This is a genomic window from Chitinophagales bacterium, assembly GCA_017303415.1.
Lineage (GTDB): Bacteria > Bacteroidota > Bacteroidia > Chitinophagales > Chitinophagaceae > SpSt-398.
In genome coordinates this window covers 117,982-144,236 of the sequence record JAFLBJ010000001.1, presented here as the reverse complement: position 1 = coordinate 144,236, position 26,255 = coordinate 117,982, and the positions used below count along the sequence as shown (strand labels likewise).

At 46.7% G+C, this 26,255-nt stretch carries 23 protein-coding genes; 11 read left to right on the top strand and 12 right to left on the bottom strand.

Features of this window, described 5'->3' with window-relative positions; genetic code table 11:
- Window positions 1-52 precede the first annotated feature (52 nt).
- The 6 genes from J0M30_00610 to J0M30_00585 form a co-directional block, all read right to left on the bottom strand.
- Entirely contained in the window at window positions 53-1,207 is a 1,155-nt protein-coding gene (locus J0M30_00610; GenBank protein ID MBN8665969.1) for a beta-lactamase family protein, read from the bottom strand.
- Window positions 1,208-1,238: 31 nt separating this feature from the next.
- Window positions 1,239-1,832 (bottom strand): PorT family protein, encoded by a 594-nt coding sequence (locus J0M30_00605; GenBank protein ID MBN8665968.1) that lies wholly within the window; start codon window positions 1,830-1,832, stop codon window positions 1,239-1,241.
- Between the two features lie 187 nt (window positions 1,833-2,019).
- Complete coding sequence (locus J0M30_00600) at window positions 2,020-5,268, bottom strand: CHAT domain-containing protein (protein ID MBN8665967.1); 3,249 nt, start codon at window positions 5,266-5,268, stop codon at window positions 2,020-2,022.
- Window positions 5,268-6,014, bottom strand: coding sequence for a tetratricopeptide repeat protein (locus J0M30_00595; protein ID MBN8665966.1), 747 nt, complete (start codon window positions 6,012-6,014; stop codon window positions 5,268-5,270). Before J0M30_00595 ends, J0M30_00600 begins: the two co-directional genes overlap by 1 nt.
- Entirely contained in the window at window positions 6,011-6,571 is a 561-nt protein-coding gene (locus J0M30_00590; GenBank protein ID MBN8665965.1) for a sigma-70 family RNA polymerase sigma factor, read from the bottom strand. Before J0M30_00590 ends, J0M30_00595 begins: the two co-directional genes overlap by 4 nt.
- A 314-nt stretch (window positions 6,572-6,885) precedes the next feature.
- A complete protein-coding gene (locus J0M30_00585) occupies window positions 6,886-7,683 on the bottom strand; it encodes a hypothetical protein (protein MBN8665964.1) in 798 nt (265 codons plus the stop codon).
- Between the two features lie 418 nt (window positions 7,684-8,101).
- On the opposite strand from J0M30_00585, the gene J0M30_00580 reads away from it, so the two are divergent.
- From J0M30_00580 to pdxH, 5 genes are all read left to right on the top strand, one after another.
- A complete protein-coding gene (locus J0M30_00580) occupies window positions 8,102-10,066 on the top strand; it encodes a hypothetical protein (GenBank protein MBN8665963.1) in 1,965 nt (654 codons plus the stop codon).
- Window positions 10,067-10,106: 40 nt separating this feature from the next.
- On the top strand, window positions 10,107-10,778 hold the full coding sequence (locus J0M30_00575) for a response regulator transcription factor (GenBank protein ID MBN8665962.1): 672 nt from the start codon (window positions 10,107-10,109) through the stop codon (window positions 10,776-10,778).
- 38 nt (window positions 10,779-10,816) lie between these two features.
- A complete protein-coding gene (locus J0M30_00570; GenBank protein MBN8665961.1) occupies window positions 10,817-11,533 on the top strand; it encodes a UMP kinase in 717 nt (238 codons plus the stop codon).
- A gap of 114 nt (window positions 11,534-11,647) precedes the next feature.
- Complete coding sequence (locus J0M30_00565) at window positions 11,648-12,688, top strand: hypothetical protein (protein ID MBN8665960.1); 1,041 nt, start codon at window positions 11,648-11,650, stop codon at window positions 12,686-12,688.
- 73 nt (window positions 12,689-12,761) lie between these two features.
- Window positions 12,762-13,406, top strand: coding sequence for a pyridoxamine 5'-phosphate oxidase (gene pdxH / locus J0M30_00560; GenBank protein MBN8665959.1), 645 nt, complete (start codon window positions 12,762-12,764; stop codon window positions 13,404-13,406).
- 102 nt (window positions 13,407-13,508) lie between these two features.
- Here the strand turns inward: pdxH and J0M30_00555 are convergent, their stop codons facing one another.
- The 5 genes from J0M30_00555 to xth form a co-directional block, all read right to left on the bottom strand.
- Window positions 13,509-13,625: a 30S ribosomal protein THX gene (locus tag J0M30_00555; protein ID MBN8665958.1), complete on the bottom strand. Its 117-nt coding sequence runs from the start codon at window positions 13,623-13,625 to the stop codon at window positions 13,509-13,511.
- A gap of 82 nt (window positions 13,626-13,707) precedes the next feature.
- Complete coding sequence (locus J0M30_00550; GenBank protein ID MBN8665957.1) at window positions 13,708-13,977, bottom strand: HU family DNA-binding protein; 270 nt, start codon at window positions 13,975-13,977, stop codon at window positions 13,708-13,710.
- A 186-nt stretch (window positions 13,978-14,163) separates the two neighbouring features.
- Window positions 14,164-14,466, bottom strand: a complete 303-nt coding sequence (locus J0M30_00545; GenBank protein ID MBN8665956.1) for a DUF4286 family protein — start codon at window positions 14,464-14,466, stop codon at window positions 14,164-14,166.
- 8 nt (window positions 14,467-14,474) lie between these two features.
- On the bottom strand, window positions 14,475-16,859 hold the full coding sequence (locus tag J0M30_00540) for a DUF2339 domain-containing protein (GenBank protein MBN8665955.1): 2,385 nt from the start codon (window positions 16,857-16,859) through the stop codon (window positions 14,475-14,477).
- Window positions 16,860-16,924: 65 nt separating this feature from the next.
- Complete coding sequence (xth, locus tag J0M30_00535; GenBank protein MBN8665954.1) at window positions 16,925-17,692, bottom strand: exodeoxyribonuclease III; 768 nt, start codon at window positions 17,690-17,692, stop codon at window positions 16,925-16,927.
- A gap of 149 nt (window positions 17,693-17,841) precedes the next feature.
- Between xth and J0M30_00530 the strand changes: the two genes are divergently transcribed.
- From J0M30_00530 to J0M30_00505, 6 genes are all read left to right on the top strand, one after another.
- A complete protein-coding gene (locus J0M30_00530; protein ID MBN8665953.1) occupies window positions 17,842-18,573 on the top strand; it encodes a TIGR00730 family Rossman fold protein in 732 nt (243 codons plus the stop codon).
- Between the two features lie 103 nt (window positions 18,574-18,676).
- Complete coding sequence (locus J0M30_00525) at window positions 18,677-20,818, top strand: glycoside hydrolase family 97 protein (GenBank protein ID MBN8665952.1); 2,142 nt, start codon at window positions 18,677-18,679, stop codon at window positions 20,816-20,818.
- An 83-nt stretch (window positions 20,819-20,901) separates the two neighbouring features.
- Window positions 20,902-21,150, top strand: coding sequence for a hypothetical protein (locus J0M30_00520; protein ID MBN8665951.1), 249 nt, complete (start codon window positions 20,902-20,904; stop codon window positions 21,148-21,150).
- Between the two features lie 19 nt (window positions 21,151-21,169).
- Entirely contained in the window at window positions 21,170-22,369 is a 1,200-nt protein-coding gene (locus J0M30_00515; protein ID MBN8665950.1) for an MFS transporter, read from the top strand.
- Window positions 22,353-22,973 (top strand): HAD family phosphatase, encoded by a 621-nt coding sequence (locus J0M30_00510; GenBank protein ID MBN8665949.1) that lies wholly within the window; start codon window positions 22,353-22,355, stop codon window positions 22,971-22,973. Before J0M30_00515 ends, J0M30_00510 begins: the two co-directional genes overlap by 17 nt.
- A gap of 5 nt (window positions 22,974-22,978) precedes the next feature.
- A complete protein-coding gene (locus tag J0M30_00505; protein ID MBN8665948.1) occupies window positions 22,979-23,479 on the top strand; it encodes an RDD family protein in 501 nt (166 codons plus the stop codon).
- Between the two features lie 34 nt (window positions 23,480-23,513).
- On the opposite strand, the gene metH is transcribed toward J0M30_00505, so the two are convergent.
- Window positions 23,514-26,234, bottom strand: a complete 2,721-nt coding sequence (gene metH, locus J0M30_00500) for a methionine synthase (GenBank protein ID MBN8665947.1) — start codon at window positions 26,232-26,234, stop codon at window positions 23,514-23,516.
- Window positions 26,235-26,255: the final 21 nt, after the last annotated feature.

The following is a 26,255-nucleotide window of genomic DNA, read 5'->3' as shown; positions in this document are numbered from 1 at the left end:
TTAGTTTTACCTGAAGGGTGAGGAAATACTCAATTTGTATTAGGTAAGAGGGTTAGAATTGATCAATATCCTGCCAGCCAGTGGTGGTGTTCATGAAAGGCCAGAGGAGGTTATCCAGCGCTCCATTGAAATTGGCGTTGTTACTCCGTGAGTTACACAGGATCACCCAACAATAACCAGTACTGGACCGAATGATCTCGGTAGCTGTTCCTGGGATACCACCGGTATGCCACCAATGATTGGCATTGTTCACTCCCCAGCCACAGGCATAGTTGGAGGAAGGAACGGAGCGGGTGGTCATGGTCGTGATGGTGGCGGGTTGAAGAATATCTGGTTTTCCGGGAAAACCATCTACCCTGACCATGAATTTGGCTAGATCGGTAGCAGATGCGATCCATCCGCCATGGGCATCCATCCGGGTTACATTCATGTTATAGGGGCTGAATCCACCCTGACCTGTATAGATCACTTCATTGGTTTTTCTGTCAGCAAGTGTGTTACCGCCGAGCGTCATGGTGGTGATACCACAGGGTGTGAGAACATCATCTTTGATGAATTGCTCGTAGGACTTACCCGATAATTTCTCAATGATCCGTCCGAGTACGCAATACCCAAAGTTGGAATAGCGGTAAACGCCACGGGGACCCAGTGCGGAATAATTATCGAGGGTCCATTTGATCAGCTGATTGAAATTAAACGAGGGTTGCTGAAACATGGGATCGTTTCCATCATTGGGCCAGGCATTGGAAGTATGATGCAACAGATGACGTACGGTAAGGTCGGTAACACTCGCCAGGTTAGACGAGGGATAATCATTTCCCAGGATACTTCCTGCCCCAAACACTTTGGAGTCCAGCGTGAGTTTATTCGCCTCCAGTAATTTCATGATTCCTACAGCCGTGATCGGTTTGGATACACTGGCGATACGAAACAGGCTTTTATTGGTGATGGGCGTATTGTCGGAGGCACTCATTTTCCCATACGATTTCACATAGACCAGTTTGTTGTCTTTTGTAATAGCGATGGATACACCAGGTATGCTATAGGTGTTCATAAAAGTGGTAACGGCATTATCAATTGCAGGTATATCATTCTGGGTTACCGGTGGGTTGGGATCCGGGTCGGAATCGCCGCCCCCTGATTTTTTGGAACAACTGGTCAGAGCCAGGATAGACAAAGTGGTGCCAAGGATGAGTAATTTTCTCATTGGTTTAGGTTTGAAGTGATGAGTAGATGAGTTATTTGGATAGTTGATATTGTACGGATATCGCGATGACGGATCCGGTAAGATTTCCGCCCCCCACATTTTGCTTGTTCATTTTGGAGAGGTCACGGCTATAGCGAACGCCGGCTTTCAACCCCTTGATCTTTCCGGGAAGTTCATAGGCAGCGCCAACGCCTACTCCGAAAGTACCACCGTAGTAAAGCGGTTTGATATCATGTGTAGCTCCCAGGGCTGTTTGTTTAATGGTGAGCAAAAGCCTGTATTGAGGGCCAGCTTCTACCAGGATACCATTGCCAATTTTGTATTGAACCATAAGAGGGATCCGGATATGGGAGGTGTTGATCGTGGCTTTGGTGGCATTGGGTTTCCAGATCCATTTGTTTCCTTCGGCGGAATAAACAACTTCGGCCTGTATACCCAGTTTTTCCTTTATAGTATATTGAACAAAACCACCGGCGTGGAAACCTGGTTTCATGCTGGTAGTGTAATCTTCGCTGGAAAATGCAATGGTAGCCAGATTGAGTCCGGCTTTAGCGCCATAACTGATCTGGGACTGGCCTGCCTGGTGGAGGGCAAGGACGAAAACGAGAATCAAGAACTTTTTCATACGCGTGTACTGTTTTGGTGGTGGCTTTGATTTACAGTACATCGGGGAGGGTGGGGAAAGGTCATCAGGGGGGGGATGTTGGATGTTAGATGTTGGATGTTGGATGACGGATGACGGCTGACAGAGGGTGGCTGTGCGAGAACACCGGTCTTGGACAGCCAGCCCCTGCGCCGTCGTCCCTCATCTGTCATCCGCCGTCCAAAATCCGCCCCCCCAACATCCAACACCCAACACCCGCCAGCAGCACTCCACCTATGGCGAACCACCACCAGGGCCAGCCTGTTTGGGCAAATTCAATGGTACCAGGGCGGCCCATCAGGATCAGCCCGCTCCAGTAGGCTGGGGCAAGTACCCGGTCAGGGTTCTGGGTCAGATAATCGATTTTGGCCTGGCGAAGGGCTTCGTCTGAAGAAAGGCCTTTTTTGAGATGGCTGATAAAGGACTCGGTAATGCGGCTGCTGGAGGATTCATCGATCTTCCATAGGCCGGTGAGGATGCTCCGGCTTCCGGCATAATTAAATGCATGGGCCAGGGATACCATCCCTTCTCCATCCTGAAATCCCGGACGACCTGTTTCGCAGGCCGTCAGCAGGGTCAGATCGGATTGCACATCACAATTGTAGATATCATGGAGGAATAAGGAGTTCGTATCTTGTATAACAGATGGTGTTTTGGCAAAAATGAGTCTTGATCTTTCCGGGTAAATATTATTGTACTCGGCATGGGTGCCAATATGAATGATCTTATGCCCACCTGCGTTTTTACGAAATACTGATGGGGTAGAAGCCAGGTTGAGATAGGTCTGCCCACCCAGAATACTCTTGAATTTCTTGGCGAGTTTATTTGTATTGGGTTGGGGCAGCAGGGACAGGTATTGAAAATCCAGATTAACCGAATCTTTCACCGTGGCGACATAGGCTTTTTTCAAATCGTCGGAAAAGCCTGGGGCAAACCCTACATAATTGGAGGAGATCGCCTCTTCTCCGGCCTGATTTTCCAACATGAAAAGGCTATAGTGATACACGATATCATGTTTGGCCAGCAATCCTTTTTGTGCGAGCTCGCGGTAATTTGTAATAGGATCCGGGGTAAGTAATTCAAAATTGAGATTGAACAGGATGCCATCAGGAATGATGATCAATTTTTGATTATGAATAGATGGGGCCAGCGGGGTCCACAAAGCCTGGTATAAGGCATTCAATACCGGCGTGGAAGGTTTCTCCAGATAGGATTGTTGCAACAGCAGCGCGATATTCTTTTCTACATCACTCCCATCAAGCCGTATCATGTGCTTTGTACTACTATCGGCTACAAGAGCCAATAATTGATCACCGACAAAAAAGTAACGGATAAGTGTTGTGTTTGCCGGAATAGCAGATTGAAGCGAGGGTAATGGCCTGAACAAGCTGGCATACCGCATATTGTAGTAGACCGGGTAATCGGCTTTTATTTTTTCCAAAAAACCTTCCCAGTTTTTTACCGAGGTCAGATAATCATTGATCAGTTCGTTATTTGGCTTGTTATCACTTAAGGAAGCCGGAATGGCCGATTTCAGCTTTTGTTCTTCTTCCTGAAGGGAAATAGGGAGTTTGCCAAAGCGTACAGCTTTTTTCTTATCCAACCGGCTGCGGATCCGGTTATATAGACCCGATTCATGGAGATTGATGAACCGGTCCAAACGGGCGGTTTGCCCGCCTCTTTCATAGCGTTCCCATTCGATCTGTTTGGCAAAATCGATGAGTTCCATATTATCGGCTATGAGGATATTGATGCTTTCTGGGTCATCGATCAATACTTTTCTTTTTTCCAGGATTTGCAGGGCCTGTTCAAGCCTGACAGATACCCCGGCGAGATAGAGGCTATCGCGTACAGGACGCATTGCATATTCCGATCGCTCATTCAGCAAGATGGCCTTGGGTTTGAATACATCGATCTTTACCGAATCTAGCACGGTCATCCCTTCGGTCACCTTTTCGTTGACCACCGTGAGAGCATCGCGGCTAAAGCGGATGGCCTCGGAATATCTTGCCGATAGATAATTCACCTCGGCAATATTGAGTATTTGATAAAAGGCCTGCAGACTTTTTTCCTGACCCACCTGTCGAAGGTAGTTGTACACCTTTTTGGCGCCCGACATAGCCTTTTCATATTGATTGTTTCTGGCGTAAAAGATGGAAGCGTTGCGCATGAAATCCATGTACACATTATCATAAGCACCCTGATAGCTTGCTTCATAGAGACTGTCCGCCTTTTGATAATAAAAAGCGGCCTTTTCATTTTCTTTCCGGTTTGCATACACCATGGCCAGGTTGAAATGCGCATCGCCCGACCAGAACAGATAATCCCCTTCGGCTTTTTGCAGTTTATCCAATCCCTTTGTGAGGTAGATCATAGCGGAATCATATTCATTTATGGAATTGAAATGTTGCCCCATGAGAATCTCTGAAATAAAGATCCCCGGATTGTCGGAGTTATACCGGTTTAGTTTTTGTTGATAGGAATACCTGAGCAGGTCACCGGCCTTGCCATAGTCACCAATTTCTTTATAAAGTCCAGCCAGGTTGTCGATCGCCTCTAAAATCCCTACCTGCGCATCTTGTTTTTTTTCATGTGGTTCAGGGGTGGCGATGAATTGCTGGAAATGATCGATGGATAATTCCATGGAGCGGATGCCTTCAGAGGTCTTTCCCTCTGCACTATAGAGTGCTGCCAGGTTGTTGTGGATCATGGCCGGCCGATAGAACCGGTTGACCGGCAGGTCCTCCATTTTAGCCACATTCTCCAGGGCCTTTTGATAACAGGCAGCGGCACTATCGTACAAGGAGGCATACCAGAAGATTCCCCCCATGGCGTTATTGGAGAAATAGAGATCTTCGGCGGTGGCGCCGGGATTCTTTTCGCGAATGGCCAGGGAAACACGGTGATGGTTGCGCGAAACCGTAAAATTTCCCAATCGTTGCGCATATACTCCCAGGTTGTACTCACACTGGGCGATTTCGAGTTCTTTTCTTTCGGTAAGCGATTGAGCATAGGCCAGGGCTTTTTCGCATGACTTGTACCCATCGCTGTTTTGTCCAAGGTTAGCGAAGAATTCCGCCGCACGGCGACAGGCGGCGATCAATATCTTAGGTGTGGCATTATGTGATTCCAGCGTATCGATAAAAGCAAATACAGCAGCCGAGGCCTTAGCGGTACCGAATTGCCCGTACACGATCTTTCCTGCATAATGCAGGTAAGCGGGAATCGTATCCAGGTGACCCTGACTATAAAAAAGGGCAAGATCACGTTTGACAAGGCTATCTGCCTTTTTAAAATCCTTTTGTTCGATCGCTTTTTCGATCTCATTGGCAGCAGGAGGTTTTTCCTGCGCCAGCATAGGCAATAAGATAGCCAGGCCAAATGCGGCCATCAGTAGGACGAGGTATTTACGGAGCATTATTTTTTGTTGATTTCCTGAATTAGTTCTGTACTACCAGGATAATTGGATTTCTGAATGAAAGGGGTAGCCGCTTCGGGTTTACCTTGCCGAAGGAGTACCAGTCCGGTGTACCAGCAGGCATCTTTGTAAAAAGGCCGGTTGGCATCATTGGCAATGGGTTTAAGCAAGGCCAATGCTTCGTCATTCTGTTTAAGGGCCAGTTGTGTTACGCCCAGAAAATAATTGATCGTATCGTTGGAGGGCGTTGTTTTAGAAATCGGAGTCCAGATCTGCAGTGCCTCTTTATAGTCGCCTGATTTAAATGCCACCATCCCTTTATCAAACTGATAATTTCCGGCCACACTCATCGTGGTAGGCAGTCCCGGGTCGGGGGTATAATAAGTGCTGTATAATTTTTCATAAGGATCCTGACGTGAAACCATCCACCAGGTCGCCAATGCGGCTACAAGGAGGATGGAAGCGGCGGCCAGCCATCTTCTGCTTCCCATGGAACGAACAGGGGCTTCCGTTTTGATGGATGTGGTGGTATTCATCTGCTTATGAAACGATTGCAGACGCGTTTTCAATTCATTCTCTTTGATTCCCAGTACCAGCAATTTCACCTCTTTTACCTTTTCCGCCCACTCAGTTTCTTCCTGTATCCTTTTTTCAAAGAGGCTGTTTTCGGAGGCAGTGAGTTGTCCGGCCAGGTATTGTTCTATCTGGTCAAATTCTTCGGGTGATATGTCGTATCGCGGTTTCATTGGATATTTTTTTCCTCTTTATTGATCACCATGGTCCTCAACTTTTGCAAGCACCGATATTTGTTATTCTTGGCACTGGCTTCTGTCCAGGAATAATGCGCAGCGATCTCACGCATGCTTTCTTTTTTGAAATAAAAACGCTTCAACAAATCCCGGCACGGATCGCCCAGTGCTTCATATTTCTCCTTGACCAATTCCAGGTATTGCAGGTCACCCTCTTCGATCATGGGTTCATCTGCCACCTGTTCAAAGGCGTTCTCGGGCATTGTTGTTGTTTTCCTGTTTTTCACCGATCTGATTTGATCAAGCCATTTGTTCCGCGCAATCTGGTACAGATACCCCGCAACAGCTGATTCATTCTGTGGCTGAAAACGGTCCATCTGCACATTACGCCAAACCGCAACAAAAGCTTCCTGGTACACATCCCGGGCATCATCGGCCGTACCGTTATTGTCCAGTACAAACCGCTCGACCTTAGGGTAATTACTTACATAGATGTATTGTAATACCTTCTCGTCATTTTCCTTCAAACCAATAAATTGCCTTGCTACATCCATTATGCCGGGTTCTGATATATGAAGGGTTTTTGAAATTCATCCCTAAAATACAATCAAATCCCTTAGCATGAGCATTTTGCGTTGTGGCTTTATTGTTACATCGGGGATGGGGGGAAAAGGTCATCAGGGGGGATCACGGATGTTGGATGACGGATGACAGATGACGGATGACGGATGTTGGATGTTGGATGTTGGTAGGGTGGCGAAGTGCGGGGTGGTGGCTGTGCGAGACCGGAGGTCTCGCACTTTTCTCCCGTCGCCTCCCTCCCATCATCCGTCATCCGTCATCTGTCATCCGCCATCCGCCATCCAAACTAGTAACACCCAAACACCTTATTCTCCGCCGGGAAGTACCGTTTAATAATGTTGAACAAAGTGGGATCGTAGCTTTGGAGTTCGCTGCGTGTATTAATTTGATTATGAACGCCGTTGGTTGGAATGGCTTCCAGGTTGGCATTGAAGAAACACTGTATGCCTTCTGCCCAGTATTCGTTGTAGTTGGAGATGGCGTAGGTATTGGTCCACAGACCGGTGGCTTTGGCATGGTTGAATGCCGCAGTCAGTTCGTTGTCAAAATTGGGGTCGGTAAAACGAATGCCCAGCTCATGGATGGCATGACCAAATTCGTGGCAAAGGATCTCTTCTCCCTTATATCGGTCAATGCTTTGCTGACAGAGCATATTTTCTTCGCAGTTGGTGGTCAGTGGCCGCTGTATGGTAGCTCCATAGGCCCGGGCTCTGTTATCCCAATCGGTGCCAGGATAAGCCAGGTACAGGTCACTGTATTCCGGCATCTGGGTCGGCCTTTCGTTGATACCAATGATCCCTACCCGGAGTTTATTCTGGATCATCTTGGCTTTCTCAGCGGGGATGGCCTGCAGCATGTATTTTACAATTTCACGGGCACGGAGCAGGGCCTGGTCATTCACCTGGTTGGAGCTGACGACCGGTATGCCGTCTGCATCCAGGTATTTTTGATAAAAGGCATTTAATCCCAGTGATGCAGGCGGAGTGGTTACTTCGGTAGATTTGGGAACTTCGTCCCCATTATTTTTTTTACAGGCGATTAAAACAAATAGCCCGAATAGCAGGAGGGTGGTTATTCTTTTCATGTGGTTTTCTTTTTTTGTGTGGTGTAAAGGTGGGAATCGCGAGCAGGGTGGCCTATACCAAGTTTGTAGTAGAGGGTGACGGATGTTGGTTTTTAGATGACGGAGGACAGATGACAGATGACGGATGTTGGATGTTGGATGTTGGGAGAGAGGGCGGGGGGTGGCTGTGCGAGACCTCTGGTCTCGCACGATTGTCTTGTCGCCTCTGGCGACTCGAACAACAACCTTCTCTTTTATTAATTGATAAACAATTGCTGTCGCCAGAGGCGACGGGAGAAAAGTGCGAGACCAGAGGTCTCGCACAGCCACCACCGCCTCCCTCCCATCATCCAACATCTGTCATCTGTCATCCGTCATCTGTCATCCAACATCCATCATCCAACAACAAATATTTATCTACATTTAGAAAAAAATCCCCATGCGCCTCGGGATCATTATACTGCTATTTTTTATTTATCAGTCTGCAAATAGTCAAACGCGTATCATTGACAGTTTGCATGGACTTGTCCTGAAAGCCAATGCACCCGAAGAGAAATTGAGTGCCTACCTGGCCCTTTTTGAAGAGTACCATAGTCTGAACCGGGACAGCATGGACAAGTATGCACCCGAGATGTATGAACTGGCGGCAAAAAGTTCCAATAAGCGAAATAAATACCTGGCGGAATTGGGATATGCCAATTGGTATCTGCGTTGGGGTTGGGCCGATAGCGGACTTTATTTTATAGAGCGAATCTGGCCTGAATTAAAACCAGAGGATCCTCAATTAAGGGATGTTTACTTCAAGACAGGCAGGGCCATTGCCCTATTGAGAGGATCGAAATCGAGGTACCTGGATGCCCTTGAGATGCTGTACAAAATTTTACCGGAGGCAGAAAAATTCAGGGATACCCTGGCCATTGGTCTTATAAACAACACAGTGGGCTCAGTATCCCTTTCCCGCGCACAACCGCGAGAAGCCCTGGCCTTTATTCAGCGGGCTATTCAGATCGGTAGCAGTCGCGGACGCTCCATTCCGGAAATACTTGCCCCTTCATATCTCAATGCGGCCAATGCCTATGTTTCCCTTCAGCGCCCCGATTCAGTGGAATACTATATTCAAAAAGCCCTTCCTCTTTGCCGTAAACTCGAGAACCTGAACTATATCGCCACAGGACTGCGCATACAAACGGATCTGTATACCCGGCAAGGCCGGTATGGAGAAGCAGAGAAAGCACTAAAGGAAATGCTGGCCGTTCGCAGAAAAACCGTCAATGGCAGTATCCTGGTAGAAGACAATCTTCAACTGGCTGAGTTCTACGCCGGATCGGGACAATTGGACAAGGCCATTGAGGTGTGTATTCAAAACCTGCAGAAGGGCGCGTTAGTAAATACGGAAGGGCAAAGTGATGAAGCCGTGTACACCAATGACCCTAAATTAAGGGCAACCTATTTAAAAGCGTTAAGTGGATATTATAAACAGGCTGGAAAATTGGCCGAGTATCAATTGACACTGGAAGAACTCCTTGCGGCGAAAGATTCTCTGTATGAAGCCAACTCGGCAGAGGCGATCGCTGATCTCGAGACAAAATACGAGGTACAAAAAAAGGAGAATACCATTCTTCAGCAGAAATTTGACCTTCAGCAAAAGAATTTTCAATTTATCGCGTCGCTGGTATTGATCGGGCTCATCCTGACAACAGGATTTGCCTTGTTTCGGCGATATCGCGGAAACCAACGCCGACGCATCGAAAAACTCAGAGAAGAAGAGAAAAGAAACGCCGAAGAAGCCGTTCGCGAAGCGGAAGAAAAAGAACGAAGACGGATTGCTGCCGATCTGCATGATAACCTCGGTGCTTATGCCGCCTCCATGGCAGCTAATCTGGATTTTCTTGAAATGGGGAAAGGGCAGAGTACGGACCAGGAAGTGTACGGTGAACTGAGAAATAACTCACAGGCCATCATCTCCCAATTAAATGATACGATCTGGGTATTAAAGAAAGATGCCCTGAGCCTGACAGCGATCAGCGACCGGATCAAAGTATTCTTTCAACGTATTCAGCCCAGTTACCGCCAATTCACCTTTGAGGTGACCGAGAGTATTGATAATGATACCACCCTTTCTTCCTCCCAGGCCTTTCACCTGTATCGGATCATTCAGGAGGCAGTGGTAAACGCGTTGAAACACAGCCAGGGCAGCAAGGTGACGGTGAAATTTGTCAGTACCGGTGATTGGCAATTGCATATCAGCGATAACGGAAAAGGAATGACCGACAGCCCGGTCAAATCATGGGGTGGGAATGGACTGGACAATATCCGCTCACGGTGCGCACAGGAAGGATGGTCCGTTCAATGGGAAGGAACAGGACAGGGCACAGCAGTTATCATATCGGGTACTACAAATTGATTATTGTACCCCAAAAACTGAATACTACCTTTAGCATACCATGGCATTCATTGTTGCATTAACTGAAGACAACCAGGTCAACCGCAATACCTTTATCCAAAAGATCAGGGTGATGCAGGATGTGGAAGTGTTATTCACGGCCACTGATGGCAATGACTGCCTGGAACAATTGAAAGGATTGCCCCATGGTAAACTACCCCAGGTCATTTTTATGGACCTCGAAATGCCGGGCATGGATGGCATTGAAACGATCCGGATCGCCAAATCACTTTATGAGCAGGTTCATTTTATCGTGTTGACGGTATTTGATGATGAGGAAAAGATCTTTGAAGCGATCCGCGCCGGGGCATCGGGATACCTGCTCAAGCACGAAGCGGCCCCTGTGTTGCAGGAAGCCATTTCCAATGTACTTGAGTTTGGAGGCGCTCCGATGAGTCCGGCCATTGCCCGCAAAACACTTCGCCTCCTCAGTACGTCCGAAGCTGCCAATACCCCAGCCACTGCAGCCGAGGCCTACCCCCATAGCATCACCGACCGGGAAAAAGAGATTCTCAAGTATATGGTCAGCGGATGGGATGCCAAACGGATCTCTGCCGAATTGAACATCAGTGTGTTGACCATCCGGAAACACATTGCGAATATCTACCAGAAACTGCATGTTAATTCCAAGGCTCAGGTAATCAGTTTGGCTCACAAGAATAAGTGGGTGTAGGTTGATTTTCCCTATCTTCGCCGCCGAATTAACTCCACATTATGACCCCTAAGTACAAGCGTATCCTGGTCAAACTTTCCGGTGAATCTTTAATGGGCGATAAGAATTTTGGTTTTGATACTTCGGTACTTACACAGTTTGCCAAAGACATCAAGGAAGTGACGGATATGGGCGTGGAAGTGGCCGTAGTGATCGGGGGTGGGAATATCTACCGGGGTATGAATGAGGCCGAATCCGGCATTGAAAGAGCACATGGTGACTATATGGGTATGCTGGCCACGGTGATCAATGGCATGGCCTTGCAGGCCAGTCTGGAGCGAATTGGTGTGTATACACGCTTACTTAGTGCTATCAAGATGGAGCAGATCGCTGAGCCCTATATCCGTCGTCGGGCCATCCGGCACGTAGAAAAAGGCCGCGTAGTGATCTTTGGCGCCGGAACGGGGAACCCTTATTTTACCACAGATACCGCCGGCTCTTTGCGGGCCATTGAAATCGATGCCGATGTGATCCTTAAAGGGACCCGGGTGGACGGTATTTATTCCGCTGATCCTGAGAAAGATAAGAACGCCGTTTTATATGAACATATCAGTTTTCAGGAATGTATCGCCAAGAACCTGAAAGTGATGGATATGACCGCCTTTACCCTGTGTATGGAAAACAACCTTCCGATCATCGTATTCAACATGAACAAACCTGGCAACCTGAGCCGGGTGGTCAGGGGTGAAAAAGAAGGAACCCTGGTTACCGGTTAAGCTGGTCCCTTTCTGTGAAAAACTTTTCAGGATACCCCTAAAGTAATTGATTATTTTACCGGTAGGAATACCGGGCCAGAATTGCTTATTTCCATCTCAATTAAGTGCGGAAAAATGATGTACCTGATTGCCTCTTTACAAGTTTCTATTGCTGATCTGATCATGCTTACAGCAGGGGGTATCCTGTTGGGTGTGACCGTATTCTACTTTATTTCAAGTCGGCGCAGCAACCGTACCTCCCCAGCCGAACTTCAAAAAGTGAACCGGGGCCTGGATGAATGGAAGCGAAAGTATTTCAACGATATTGAAGCCAAAGAAAAGCAATTGGATGACCTGAGCCAGCGCAACCTGGAACATGAAGAGAACATGAAGATCTACATGGTTGAATTGAATGAGTTGCGCAAACAGGTCAAAGAACTCAATCAGGAACTGAAAAGCGCCAAAGAATCGTATAGCCAGCAGGCTCCTGTACCAGCGGCGGAAGCCAGTGGAAAGGGAGACTATATGGCCCAGCTTCGCCAGGCACAGAATAGTTTACTGGAGCATAATGAAAAGATAAATCAGTTACTGGAGCAGATCGATGTGGTAAAGGAGAATGAAGAACGCCAGCAGGAGATCATCAAAACCAACGAAGCCCTTCATGAACAGATCGAAGAACTGCGAAATGCTTTGTTGGAAAAGGAATCCGAGATAACTCATATCCGGCAGAAACAGAACCTGACCTCCGAAATGACCTCCATGCTGGACAATGCCTATACGGAGTTTAATACCCTTCAGTCCAAAATGGTCAAACTCGAAACACAGTTGGCCTCTTCCAAGATATTAGGCGTGGATTATGAAGATTTGAAGGAAGCCAATATAAAGATGTCGCGTCAACTCGAAGAAACCAGAAGTCGCGCGCAGTCTTTGAACGCTGAGAACCAGCAATTACAGGCCCAACTCAATGAAACAGAGGAGAAACTCCGCGAATCGAATTTTCAACGCCAGCAATTGCAAAAACGAGTAGGCTATCTCGAAGAACTCAATAACGACCTCAAGCAGGTTACCGAAGCCAATAAAAAACTCGAAGGCCAGATCAAACGAATTGGTGAATTGGAGAGCATGCTCCATATGATCGCGGAAGAGCGCGATCAGCTTAGAGGAAATAAGAAATAAGGAACTTCCTGATCTTTCTCATCGCTTTCCCTCCCCGGAACTTCTTAAATTCGTTCTTCCAAAAGCACAAACCATGAGCAAGAACCTCGCCGATCTGCGCAGGGATTATTCCTTTGAATCGCTGACAGAACAGGAGGCCCGTAAGGACCCCATCAGCCAGTTTAGTATCTGGTGGCAGGAAGCCATTGATGCCAAGATAGATGAAGCCAATGCCATGACCCTGGCTACTGCCGCCGGGGACGGGGTGCCATCGGCCCGTGTGGTATTGCTAAAGGAATACAGCGAAGAAGGGTTTGTATTTTTTACCAATTATAATAGTTATAAAGGACAGCAGATCGCGGAAAACCCCAAGGCCTGCTTGCTGTTTTTTTGGAAAGAGTTGGAACGGCAGGTACGGATCATTGGCATTATTACGAAAGTGAGTGATCAGGTGAATGATGACTATTTTCAATCAAGACCAGAAGCCAGTCGGATTGGTGCGTTGGTCTCCCCACAGAGCAGTGTGATCGAGGGCCGTGACTGGCTGGATCAACGGTTCAATGATAAAGTGCGGGAATTGGAAGGAAAATTCATTCCCCGGCCGGCCCATTGGGGTGGCTATATTGTAAAACCTGTAATCATGGAGTTTTGGCAGGGTCGACCCAGTCGTTTACATGATCGCTTACAGTACACGCTGGATGAGGATGGGGGGTGGAAGATGGAGCGGCTGGCGCCGTAAAGAGAAATAGAGAATAAGAAACAATAAATAAGGAATAAGGAAGTAAAAGACGTGTTCTCTTACTTCCTTATTCCTTATTTATTGTTTCTTATTTCTTATTCTCTATTTTTTCGCCTCTGGCTTATTCCCTGTTTTTTTAGTCGCTTTTGCCGGGCGGCTTTTTCCGTGAGAGCCTTTGAAGATCTTTCCTTTCTTGGTTTTTTTATCGCCTCTTCCCATAGTTGTATTTTTTTGTATTGTGATTATTGAAAAAGAAAAGAAAGACTGATCCTTCCCGGTGCTTTCCTTCCAATGTGTTTAGTTAGAGCTTGGCAGCCAGGTCTTTACCTGCTTTGAAACGAGCCACTTTACGAGCCTTGATCCGGATCACCTCTTTGGTTTTGGGATTGCGTCCGTTGCGGGCGGCGCGTTTGGACACAGTAAAGGTACCAAATCCGACCAGAGTTACTTTACCACCGCCTTTCAGGGTCTTGGTCACGGCTTCGGTGAAGGAATCCAGGGCGGCATTGGCCTGTGTCTTTGTGATGCCCGCATCATCGGCGATCTTGTTTATCAATTCAGCTTTGTTCATGTTAGGTGATTTTGGTGTTTTATGAGTCGGCAAATTTAGATGCTTTTCCCCACTGACAAAATTTTTTTAGTCAAAAAACCATTCCAGCCTAATCCGCTGAAACCCGCACGGGGCAAGGATTTGGCAGGAAATTCTTTATCCACAATTCTTGCACAGGAATGGGTCTCTTTGGTTTACAGACCAGGTTCAAAGAATCTCCATTATACTCCGAAAGGCCAGAAACCGGTCTCCCCAGGTTTGAAAGGCATCTTCACGCAATTTCGGGGCATATTCCCGGATATAGGTTTCATAAGCTACTCTGTCAGGCGCATGGTACTGAACCACCAAAGTCGTGCCATCGCCTTCCTCCACATCCAGCATACGGCAAATCCGAAATTCCAAAAAACATCCGGTAGCCATAATGGCCGGAATATGGATCTCTTTCAACCACTCAAGATAGGATTCAGATATATCCGGATCGGGTTTAACAGTGATATTATAAATGATCATGCTCAAAATTACTCCTCTAATACCACTTTCTTCAGCCGCTGGTACATAAAGGAAATGACTAACAATAAGACGCCAAGCAGGATAAATGCTGCAATCTTGCCACCCGGAGGAATGTTCCGGATATCATATAGAAATAATTTGACCAGGGTAACCGAGAAAAGAGAAAGTGATACAATCCGTAACATCCTGAACTTTTTCTGCATACCCACCCACATAAAGGCAAAGGAGCATATACCCCAAATGATACTGAGCCCTGCTTTAGCATATAAGTTCCACCAATAGTCAATTTTCCCTCCTGGTTTGTAATAGACCCAAAGCATGAGATGATAGATCTCCACACTCAGGATTAAGACGATGGCTGCAGAAAAAAGCCAGGTAAACAGATTTTGATAAGATGCCCAGTCCTTTCCGTTGAAGCGAAACCACTGAATTAATAGATAAATCAGATAAAATAAAACAGCTGCCCCTACAAAATGAGCTAGCATATGCCAGGACGATTTTCCCTGATCAATAATGTAAAAGGTGGCATCTTCCTGAGGGTCGAGAAAATAGAAGTACAAACCCAGGCAAAGAGCCGTTAAGGTGATACGCAGAACCCCATTTGCTTGTTTTTTATATCGGATAAGAATAAAAGCCACAGTTAAAAAGGAATAGAGCGGGATATAAATCATTTTAAGGACATTCGATCTGGCACCAAACTGATGATCTATTTCAAGTACACCGCCGATCCAGACGACCAGATACCCGGCAATTAACAGGAATGTCTTTACTGCTTTGTTTTGAAGCTTGCCTGCCAGGTACGTATCGGCCTCCTTTCGGTGCATGATCTGTATTCCAAATAACGCAATGGCTACGGCCAGGGTGGAGAAAACCCCCTCGTTGAAGAGGATCCGGAGGGTTTCGTTTGACCACATATATGCATCTCCCCAGTCTTCAAGCAGGCTGATCAGCATTAATGGAACCACAACGATAAGCGAAAGGAGCAATACTTTCATTCTTGAACGCTGGTAGATCCAAAAGAGAATCAGGGATTCCGCAGCCCAGAAAAGGGTAACTATATGGCCATTGAACTGAACGGGAATAGCGAGGGTGAGAAAAGAGAGCCCAAGTCCCAAGAGCAAACGGGCAAATCCCGGATCGGTGTCCTTTTTGTTCCGGAAGAAAAAATAAAGGCCAAGATTGAATAACCCGAGCAAAGCGGAAAGAAGTCCGCTTTGGTCTTTTTCGGGGAATGCATCAAACAGGTTGTATCCTGCCGCAAAATACAACCCATTTACACCCAGCAGAACTATAAAATCGAACCCGAGAAAGGGTCGTTTATGTACTATCTGGTGAAGGATATTCATCGCCACAAATTCCAGGTAAAAAAAGGTAAAGAATAGCAGGGATGGCTGGAGAGGTATCGGTTCTCCGTTGAGGTATTTTCGATCAATGAACCAGAAACTGACGATGAAAACGGTAAAAAAAAGGGCTATAAAATTGACCACCGGCCATCGCTTGAAGACCGAAAGAATCATCCAACCAGCATTCAGGATCGCCATATAGGTAAACAAGGCCTGGTAGTTATCCTGCCCGGTACTCAGGAGAAATGGGGTGATAAACCCACCAACTGTTGCGAGTATAGCCAATTCAAGCCGATCATAAAAAATGGATAAACCTACTGCCAGGGCGGTGGTCACCACCATAGCGGAGAACGCCATTTTTTGACCCAGCAAGTGATACTCCTGAAAGGCAAAGGCAATGGTGAAATAAAAAACGGCCAATCCACCTCCTACCAGTACAGAGCTAAAGGAGCGATATGAATTTCGGATGCGGTGAGCAAAGAAAAGCAGGATCAAACCACAGGCAAAACCTATGAGGACCCGTCCGGTTTCATTGATCCAGTTTTTATCTATGGCATATTTTACAAAAAAACCGATCCCCAGCACCAAAATCGCTATCCCGATCTTATTGGCCAGGTTTTCTCCAATGAATTTCTCCAGGTCTCTTTCCTTACGGGAGGGTGAATGAACCTGACGGGTTTTTTCTTTAAGTGCTTCTGAAAATGAGCTAAAAGAAGGGAGCGGCGCCGGATCATTCTCCGGAACAGGCGTGAATTCTTCCTCTTCGATAATTTCTTCCTTTACGATGATAGGCACAGGCTCGATGGTCGATGCAGGAATAACAGTTGAAGGGGTGGCAATTACGGGCTCCTCCCGGGTCTCCGGCTTAACCAGCGTATCCGTTTTTTCCACTGTTTTCGTCAATACATCCTTCTGCTCCTCAATCTTTCTCAGTCTTTTTTCAATGAATTGTAAAAGATCCCTGTTCTCATTGACCCTTGAATAGATCATTAATAGCAGGATAAGGAAGGTGACAGGCACCAGGATGGCCAATAGAATCAGAAGACCCATAACGTTTAGCTTTAATCGTCTATCCCCAACTTATAACCCATTATCTAAAACCCTTTCCCTTCACCTTATTTCTTCAACTCCAAATAAACGGGACAATGATCACTGTGCTTTACATCCGGAAAAATCTCCGCATCCTTTAATTGGTTACGGAGAGGCTCGGTGACATTGATATAATCGATCCGCCAGCCTTTGTTATTCAACCGCACACTGGGAAAGCGCTGGCTCCACCAACTATACCGATGTGGCTCGGGATGAAAGACACGGAAACTGTCTACCCATCCGCTTTCATAGAATTTGGTCATCCATTCCCGCTCTTCGGGCAGAAACCCGCTCGATTTCTTATTCCCTTTGGGGTCATGGATATCGATTTCCTGATGGGCGATATTATAATCACCACAGAGAATAAGCTTGGGGTGTTTCTTTTTTAATTTATTCAGGTAAACCTGAAACTCATCCAGCCAGGTATATTTAAATCCCTGTCTTTCATCACCACTTGTACCAGAGGGAAAATAGGCATTGATAAGACGGATATCACCAAAGTCTAATTGAATCACCCGACCTTCATCATCGCTGGCACTATGTCCGTTTCCGGTTTCTACTTTGTCAGGTTTTATTTTGGAAAAAACGGCTACTCCGCTATATCCTTTTTTCTGTGCGGAAAACCAGTAATCATGATAGCCGAGGCTCGTGAACAATTGATGGTCCACATCTTCCTTGGTGGCTTTTGTCTCCTGGATACAGATAATATCTGCCGGATCGGTCTTTAACCAATCAATGAATCCTTTTTTTACCGCGGCCCGAATGCCGTTTACGTTATAAGAAATGATACGCATAGCCACAAGGTACAAAATGATTTAGATGCGGAATTTGAGAATTTGGAATTTTGATGATTTGTGAATTTGATGATTTTAAGATGAGATAAAGTGATAATTTGTAAGCCGGTTTACCTATTTCCGGATCCTCAAATTTCCAAATCAGCAAAATGAAACAGCTTCCCCGCCTCATTCCTCCCAAATCTCATGTTTTTCTCGATGGACCCAAAAGCCGTGGGTATGAATTATCCTTTGCCTTTCGGGTGTTTCGGCAGTTCATCCGCGGATTTCGAACCCTCCATTTTGCCGGGCCCTGTGTCACTGTTTTTGGCTCAGCAAGGTTCAAGGAAGACCATCCATATTATTTTGCTGCCCGGGAGGTAGGACGCCTGGTGGCAGAATCGGGAATGACCACCATGACCGGCGGTGGCCCCGGCATTATGGAGGCGGCCAACCGGGGTGCATTTGAAGCAGGGGGAACCTCCATTGGCTGTAATATTCAATTGCCTTTTGAACAACATATAAACCCCTACGTACACAAGTCCATCACCTTTGAGCATTTCTTTGTCCGCAAAGTATTGCTTACCAAATACTCCTACGGGTTTATCATTATGCCTGGTGGTTTTGGTACCATGGATGAATTATTTGAAACAGTTACGCTGGTGCAAACCCGTACCATCAGCGCTTTTCCCATAGTATTACTTGGGAAAGAGTATTATAAAGAACTATGGGATATGATCGAACATATGGCTGAGAACGGCACTATCTCCCGGGAAGACCTGTCACTGGTTCTCCTGACCGATGACCCGGCAGAAGCCGTAAATCATGTACTGCATTATATTCGGACAAACTACACCGTGAAGCCCCGCAAACGTTTGTGGTGGTTATTGGAAAAGAGATAAGTAATTGAAATTTCTTTCGGCCTTCGTAGTGAGAAACAAACTAACAAGAATCAATTTGGAAATCCACCCGAGTTCCTACCTTCACCCTTCAAATTTTCCGGATATGAAAAAGTTTCTTTCCCTGTTGACCGCCTGGCTGGTCATAACTCCTGTATTGTTTGCCGCTGATATTGAATCCATCGCTTCCCCCAACGGGAATATGGTCTTTCGCCTGATATCTAATCCGGGTGATAAATTGGCTTATGCTGTCGATTACAAAGGCATGAGCGTGGTTAAACCTTCTTCGATCGGTTTTACATTTAATGTGCCCGCCATACTGCTTGATAAATTCAGCGTCACTTCTATAAACAAACGCACCATCGATGAAAGCTGGGATCCGGTATGGGGTGAAGTAAAAACGATCCGTAATCATTGTAATGAGATTGCCCTCAAACTGAAAACCACCAACGATATTGTTGTGATATTCATAGCCCGTGTTTTTGATGAAGGAGTAGGTTTTCGTTTTGAATTTCCTGATCAGCCTAATCTCAAACATTTTGTCATTGGTGAAGAAATGACCCAGATCGCCCTCACCGGCGATCATACCGCATGGTGGATACCGGGCGATTATGACACCAATGAATACTGGTACAACCAGACCAAATTAAGTGAGATCGATGCGGCCGGAGGAAAATTGAGTGCCGAGATCCATGCTAAAACCTTTTTTGATCGGAATGCGGTTCAAACACCGCTGATGATGAAAACAGCGGAAGGCTTGTACATCAATATTCATGAGGCGGCCCTGGTAAACTATCCGGCCCTGAACCTGGTACTGGACAAAAGCAATTTTACCTTTCATTCACACCTGGTGCCTGACGCTGTTGGAAACAAAGCCTACTTGCAAACGCCAACCCAAACACCCTGGCGTACCATCCTTATCAGCGATAAAGCGGCTGACCTCTTATCGTCTAAAATGATCCTTAACCTGAATGAGCCTTCTAAAGTTCCGAATACTTCATTCATCAAACCTCAAAAATTTGTTGGCGTATGGTGGGAAATGCATGTGGGAGTGAGTAGCTGGGATTATAGCGGCGGACAGGTAGGCAGCCAGCAAGCGACCAAGGTGCCCCATGGTGCCAATACAGCCAATGTAAAAAGGTATATCGACTTTGCTGCCAAAAATAATATCCAGTCTGTACTGGTAGAAGGATGGAACACCGGCTGGGAAGATTGGTTTGGGCAATGGAAAGAAGATGTATTTGACTTTGTGACCCCCTATCCCGATTTTGATATTGCCGAACTATCCAACTATGCGAAGAGTAAAGGGGTAAAGATCATCATGCACCATGAAACATCAGCCTCCGTGACCAACTATGAACGTTGGATGGATACAGCTTATCGCCTGATGAAACAATTTAATTATGACGCGGTAAAAACCGGCTATGTGGGACGCATCATTCCCCGTGGTGAACACCACGATGGACAATGGATGGTAAAGCATTTTGAACGGGTGGCAGCCAAAACAGCACAATATGGCATTATGGTAGATATGCATGAATCGGTTCGGCTGACAGGTCTTCATCGCACGTACCCCAATTGGGTGGCGAGTGAGGCCGCCCGGGGAAATGAGTTCAATGCCTGGAGTGTAGGTAACCCTCCCGATCATGAGACCATCTTACCTTTTACCCGTTTGATCGGTGGGCCAATGGATTATACCCCCGGCATCTTCAAGATCAAAATGAGCCATTATAATCCGGATAAAAAGGAACAGGTACATACAACCCTGGCCAAACAATTGGCTTTGTATGTAACCATGTATAGTCCTTTGCAAATGGCGGCTGACCTGCCGGAGAATTATGAAGCCCGTCCGGATGCCTTTCAGTTTATCAAAGATGTGGCTGTGGACTGGGATGATACACGTATCCTGGAGGCCGAGCCCGGTGAATATTTAACCATTGCCCGGAAAGGAAAGAATTCATCTGCCTGGTTCATTGGCGCGATCACCGATGAAAAACCACGGGATGTATCCGTTAAACTGGACTTTTTAACTGAAGGAACCAAATACCTGGCTACGATCTATCGCGATGCCTCGGATGCTCATTGGCAAAACAATCCCGAAGCCTACGCCATCGACAAAATGATCGTGGATTCGAAATCGGGTATGTGGGTTAAACTGGCTGCCGGTGGTGGTGCTGCCATCAGCCTGGCACCCGCCACACCTGAGCAGATCAAAGAATTTGGAACAAAAAAGAAGAAAAAGAAATGAACGTTCAAGAATATTGAAAGCTAATAGCCAATAGCTATTAGCTTTTAGTCTTTAGTATTAAAAACTGAAACGAAATTGCCAACATGAGTACAGTCGACCTACTCGGTTACTCCGCCTGCGCAGTTACCGCCCTCACCTTCCTCCCGCAAGTATTAAAAACCTGGAAGGAAAAATCCGCGGCCAATGTGTCGCTGATGATGTTTGTCATTGCCTTTATCAATGAAGTGATGTGGATCGCCTATGGGGTGATGAAGCAGGATAATGTCATCATCGTCACCAATGTCATCATGATCTCGCTTTGTTCTGTCATGATCTTTTTAAAATTGAAATAAAAGTAGTACGACCCGGCTTATGTGGAAAAACCTGTCCAGTTTCATCCGGCTCAGGCCTGTTTTTGCAGTCAGTGTATTACTGGCCTGTACCAGCCTGCTCTTTGGAATCTGGGTAGGCGCCATCCCGGAAATCAAAGTGCGACTGGGATTATCTGATGGCACACTGGGTTTATCCCTTCTCTTATCACCTCTTGGCGCTTTGACTGCTGTAGCATTATCAGGCAGATTGTTTAGCCGTATCGCGGTTGGAACCTGGATGGTTACTGGTTATCTCTCGCTGGCCTTGATCATGATCATGCTGGTCAATGCCCCCAATCTTTATGTCTTCTGGATCAGTTTATACCTCTTTGGCATCAATGGTTTTTTCAATGGGGTGTCGGTCAATACCACCATCAACGCGTTTGAAAAAAAATACAACCGCAAGTTGATGAGCACCAGCCACGCTTTGTATAGTATTGGCGGGGGCATCAGTACGGGACTAGTCCCTTTATTTGTAGCTGGCGGGTTGGGACCTACCTGGCAAATATTGATCATGGCCACGTTTGTGGCCTCAATTGTTTTTTTTAACCGAAAGCACTTATTGTCACATGATGAGATCATACATAGCCGGTCGGGATTGAAATTTCCATCGCTGAGTGTATTGAGCATATCTTTTATTTGTCTCGTGATCTTTATGTCGGAAGGTTGTGTCGCCGACTGGAGCGCCATCTATTTCCGCGAAGTGATTGGAGCCCCTAAGGAGTTATTAAGTCTTGGATACACCGGATTTGCTGTGGCCATGACGATAGGCCGGCTCAATGGAGACGGACTTGTTACCCGTATAGGAAGTAAGACCGTCGTTATCGGCGGAGCCTCCCTTGCAGCAGCCGGTTTTTTACTGGTGGTGCTTTCTTCATCTGCGGTGCCTGGCATTATCGGCTATATTCTGGTGGGGTTCGGTTGTTCCTGTATCGTACCGGTATTATTTAGTGCCTCAGGCAATATTCCCGGTGTAAAACCGGTGGATGGTTTTGCCATGGTCACCACCGGCGGGTTGATCGGTTTTTTAGCAGGGCCATCGCTGATCGGGTTTATTTCAGAGAAGACCAACCTGTCTTCCGGATTAATTTTACTGGTTTTTATGACCGCACTTGCGGCAGTTATCGCTTCACGAAGTAAATTGCTGGAGAATAAAAAAATGACAGGCACCAATTTAGAATACGATGAACCACTCTATTGACACGATCATATTTGACCTCGGTGGGGTACTGATCGACTGGAACCCCCGTTATGTTTTTCATGACCAATATTTTGAAAATCCGGAAAAAAGGGACTATTTTTTTACTCATATCTGTACCTCCGACTGGAATGAGGAGCAGGATGCAGGTCGTTCCATTGTAGAGGCCACTCAAATGTTGGTCAAAGAATTTCCGGATTGGGAATCCTCCATTCGTGATTATTATGGGAAATGGACGGATATGCTGGGCGGGCCTATTTCAGGTACTGTTGAATTGTTCAGACAGTTAAAGCAACAGGGACAGCACCGCACCTATGCATTGACCAACTGGCAGGCCAATCTGTTTGATATCGCCCTGGTACGCTATGATTTCCTGCATTGGTTTGATGGCCGGGTGGTAAGTGGAGAAGAGAAGACCCGAAAACCATTTCCGGAGTTCTATCATCGGTTACTCGACCGGTATTCGGTGCAACCACAACAAGCTCTTTTTATTGATGATAATCTTCGCAATGTAAAGGCCGCTGAAGACCTGGGCATTACGAGTATTCATTTTCAAAACCCGGAGCAGTTAAAAGAACAGCTCCGCTACCATCAAATCTTAACTTAACCAACATGAGCGAACAGGATGAACTGAACCAACCTACCCCGGAGCCGGGACTTTTTGACGACTACCTGTCACAACAACAGTATGTAGAGGCCACCATGGGTCAGCGTTTTGTGAATTACCTGATCGATAATCTGTTGATGCGTTTTGCCTTAAGTTATCTTACCAGCACGGTCGTTGGGGCGCTTCTGGGTATCCTCTTTCCGGAATACATGAACCGGATCATTGTTGAACAAACGAGTTGGGATCTTCTGGTCCTGAGTTATGCGGTAGCCATTGTCAATTATCTTTTCTATTATACCATTTGCGAGAAGGCATTTCGGGGATATACCTTGGGCAAATTGATCTCCGGCACTCGTGCTATTCGGGAGGATGGTGGAGAACTAACCTTCAAGGATGCGATATTGCGCACCCTTTCCCGTCTGGTACCGTTTGAAGTCTTTAGCGCTTTTGGTACAAGGCCCTGGCATGATTCATGGACGAAAACAATAGTTATTAAAGCCAGGTAAATAAAAATCTTATTCCTTAATTTTTTATTTCCCCCTACTCCAATACCGGCCGTAACCATTTCTCTGCCTCATCCAAATTCATGCCTTTCCGTTTTGCATAGTCTTCCAGTTGATCGCGGGAAATTTTTCCCAAGCCAAAATAGTGACTTTGCGGGTGGGCGATATACCAGCCACATACGGAAGCGGGTGGATTCATCGCGAGGCTTTCGGTGAGTTCAATGCCAATGTTCTCGGATACATTGAGGAGATCAAATAGTTTGATCTTTTCGGTATGATCGGGGCAGGCCGGGTAACCCGGTGCCGGGCGAATGCCCTTGTATTTTTCGCGAATGAGTTCTTCGTTAGTTAATTTCTCTTCTTTATCATAGCCCCAATACTCCTTGCGGGTACCCGCGTGGAGGTATTCGGCAAAAGCCTCTACAAACCGATCGGCCAGTATCTGGACCATGATCTTGTTGTATTCATCGTGGTCGGCTGCAAAACGGTCCACATGTTTTTTAGCGCCATGAATCGTTACGGCAAAGGCGCCCATGTAGTCGGTATGGGTACCCTGCGCAGGCATTACGAAATCTGCCAAGGAGAAATTTGGCTGACCCACGGCTTTTTTCAACTGCTGCCGGAGCATTTCCAATTTCACCTCACCCTTCTCCGTTTGCAGGGTCACAGTATCTTCATTATTGCTTAAGGCGGGCCAGAAACCAATGACGCCATCGGCACTAAACCATTTTTCGGCAACGATCTTTTTTACCAGGGCTTGAGCATCGGCGTAGAGCCTTGTTGCTTCCTGGCCAAAGATCTTATCGGATAATACTTCGGGGAAGTGACCGGGCATTTCCCAACCAATAAAGAAGGGACCCCAATCGATATATTCCGCAATGATACCCAGATCGGCGCCTTTTATCACCTTCACCCCATTCACCGCCGGGGTAGTTGGTTTGTAATTCTTCCAATCAAAATATTCTTTGGTCACTTTGGCTTCCTTGTAAGGGATCAGTGACCTGTTCTTTTGTTTGTTGAGGAACTGCTGACGGAGTTCATCATATTCCTTTGTGGTCTGACCAAGAAATGTTGATTTCTGGTCTTCACTCAGCAGGGTGCTTACGGCTGTCACACTTCGGGAGGCGTCAAGTACATGCAGCACTCCATGATCATATTGTGGCGCGATCTTCACGGCTGTATGCATCCGGGAGGTAGTGGCTCCACCGATCAGCAGGGGTTGTTTCATCCCCCGGCGTTTCATTTCATGGGCAACATGCACCATTTCATCCAGGGAAGGGGTGATCAAACCACTCAGTCCAATGATATCTACCTTTTCTTTTTCCGCGGTATCCAGGATCTTATCGGCTGGCACCATCACGCCCATATCAATGATGTCATATCCATTACAACCCAGAACCACACCCACAATGTTTTTACCAATATCGTGTACATCACCTTTTACTGTGGCCAATAAAACCTTAGCGGCTCCTTTGGCTTCTACGGATTGCCCACCACTTATTTCCAGGTTTCTTCTTTTCTCTTCTTTCTCTGCTTCAATATAGGGGGTAAGTACAGCTACTGATTTTTTCATCACCCGGGCGCTTTTTACTACCTGGGGCAGGAACATTTTACCAGCGCCAAAAAGGTCACCCACCACATTCATACCATCCATCAGGGGCCCTTCGATCACGGTGAGCGGAGCCGGGTATTTCTGCCGGGCTTCTTCTGTATCCTGTTCAATATAATCTGCAATCCCGTTTACCAGGGCATGCGTCAGTCTTTCTTCCACCGTGCCCTGTCTCCAGGCCTCATTTTTTACTTCTTCCTTGCCTTTGGCTTTTACTGTTTCAGCAAAAGCGATCAGTTTTTCCGTTGCCTCGTTGTTCGTATTGTTCCGGTTCAGGATCACGTCTTCACAGAGATCCCGGAGTTTGGGTTCAATTTCATCATATACCACCAACTGGCCCGCATTCACGATCCCCATATCCATACCGGCTTTAATGGCATGATAGAGGAAAACGCTGTGCATGGCCTCCCGTACATGGTCATTGCCCCGGAAGGAGAAGGAGAGATTGCTCACCCCACCCGATACCTTGGTCAAAGGCATGAGTTGTTTGATCTCACTGGTAGCCTGGATAAAATCAACACCGTAGTTGTTATGTTCTTCCAAACCGGTGGCTACTGCAAAGATGTTGGGGTCAAATATGATGTCTTGCGGGTCGTAACCCAGCTTCTTGGTAAGTATGGTATAGGCGCGGTGACAAATCTCTACCTTACGGTCTTTTGTATCGGCCTGACCTTTTTCATCAAAGGCCATCACGATCACGGCGGCGCCAAATAGTTTGCATATCTCCGCCTGTTGAATAAATTTTTCCTCTCCTTCCTTCATGGAGATGGAGTTCACGATGGCCTTGCCTTGTACGCATTTCAGTCCCGCTTCAATGATCTCAAATTTCGATGAGTCGATCATGATGGGGATACGCGCGATATCGGGTTCGCTTTGCACCAGGTTGAGGAAGGTGGTCATGGCCTGTACGCCGTCAAGAAGGGCGTCATCCATGTTCACATCCAGTACCTGGGCGCCGCTTTCCACCTGTTGGCGGGCTACGCTCAGGGCTTCTTCGTATTTGTTTTCCCGGATCAGCCGCGCGAATTTCTTTGAACCAGTTACATTGGTCCGTTCACCCACGTTAATGAAATTCGTTTCGGGGCGTATTTGCAGTGGTTCGAGTCCGGAGAGTCTTAGGTAGGGTTTGATGACGATGGTGTCCTGCATCAGGTGTTCTTTTTGATCATT

Excerpts from the sequence above, each read along its gene's own strand:
- J0M30_00555 (MBN8665958.1), bottom strand. The coding sequence starts at position 13,625 with ATGGGAAGAGGCGATAAAAAAACCAAGAAAGGAAAGATCTTCAAAGGC.
- J0M30_00575 (MBN8665962.1), top strand. The coding sequence starts at position 10,107 with ATGGCATTCATTGTTGCATTAACTGAAGACAACCAGGTCAACCGCAAT.
- J0M30_00595 (MBN8665966.1), bottom strand. The coding sequence starts at position 6,014 with ATGAAACCGCGATACGACATATCACCCGAAGAATTTGACCAGATAGAA.
- J0M30_00605 (MBN8665968.1), bottom strand. The coding sequence starts at position 1,832 with ATGAAAAAGTTCTTGATTCTCGTTTTCGTCCTTGCCCTCCACCAGGCA.
- J0M30_00590 (MBN8665965.1), bottom strand. The coding sequence starts at position 6,571 with ATGGATGTAGCAAGGCAATTTATTGGTTTGAAGGAAAATGACGAGAAG.
- J0M30_00530 (MBN8665953.1), top strand. The coding sequence starts at position 17,842 with ATGAAACAGCTTCCCCGCCTCATTCCTCCCAAATCTCATGTTTTTCTC.
- pdxH (MBN8665959.1), top strand. The coding sequence starts at position 12,762 with ATGAGCAAGAACCTCGCCGATCTGCGCAGGGATTATTCCTTTGAATCG.
- metH (MBN8665947.1), bottom strand. The coding sequence starts at position 26,234 with ATGCAGGACACCATCGTCATCAAACCCTACCTAAGACTCTCCGGACTC.
- J0M30_00610 (MBN8665969.1), bottom strand. The coding sequence starts at position 1,207 with ATGAGAAAATTACTCATCCTTGGCACCACTTTGTCTATCCTGGCTCTG.
- J0M30_00515 (MBN8665950.1), top strand. The coding sequence starts at position 21,170 with ATGTGGAAAAACCTGTCCAGTTTCATCCGGCTCAGGCCTGTTTTTGCA.
- J0M30_00505 (MBN8665948.1), top strand. The coding sequence starts at position 22,979 with ATGAGCGAACAGGATGAACTGAACCAACCTACCCCGGAGCCGGGACTT.
- J0M30_00580 (MBN8665963.1), top strand. The coding sequence starts at position 8,102 with ATGCGCCTCGGGATCATTATACTGCTATTTTTTATTTATCAGTCTGCA.
- J0M30_00550 (MBN8665957.1), bottom strand. The coding sequence starts at position 13,977 with ATGAACAAAGCTGAATTGATAAACAAGATCGCCGATGATGCGGGCATC.
- J0M30_00565 (MBN8665960.1), top strand. The coding sequence starts at position 11,648 with ATGATGTACCTGATTGCCTCTTTACAAGTTTCTATTGCTGATCTGATC.
- J0M30_00540 (MBN8665955.1), bottom strand. The coding sequence starts at position 16,859 with ATGGGTCTTCTGATTCTATTGGCCATCCTGGTGCCTGTCACCTTCCTT.
- J0M30_00520 (MBN8665951.1), top strand. The coding sequence starts at position 20,902 with ATGAGTACAGTCGACCTACTCGGTTACTCCGCCTGCGCAGTTACCGCC.
- J0M30_00600 (MBN8665967.1), bottom strand. The coding sequence starts at position 5,268 with ATGCTCCGTAAATACCTCGTCCTACTGATGGCCGCATTTGGCCTGGCT.
- J0M30_00525 (MBN8665952.1), top strand. The coding sequence starts at position 18,677 with ATGAAAAAGTTTCTTTCCCTGTTGACCGCCTGGCTGGTCATAACTCCT.
- J0M30_00510 (MBN8665949.1), top strand. The coding sequence starts at position 22,353 with ATGAACCACTCTATTGACACGATCATATTTGACCTCGGTGGGGTACTG.
- J0M30_00585 (MBN8665964.1), bottom strand. The coding sequence starts at position 7,683 with ATGAAAAGAATAACCACCCTCCTGCTATTCGGGCTATTTGTTTTAATC.
- xth (MBN8665954.1), bottom strand. The coding sequence starts at position 17,692 with ATGCGTATCATTTCTTATAACGTAAACGGCATTCGGGCCGCGGTAAAA.
- J0M30_00545 (MBN8665956.1), bottom strand. The coding sequence starts at position 14,466 with ATGATCATTTATAATATCACTGTTAAACCCGATCCGGATATATCTGAA.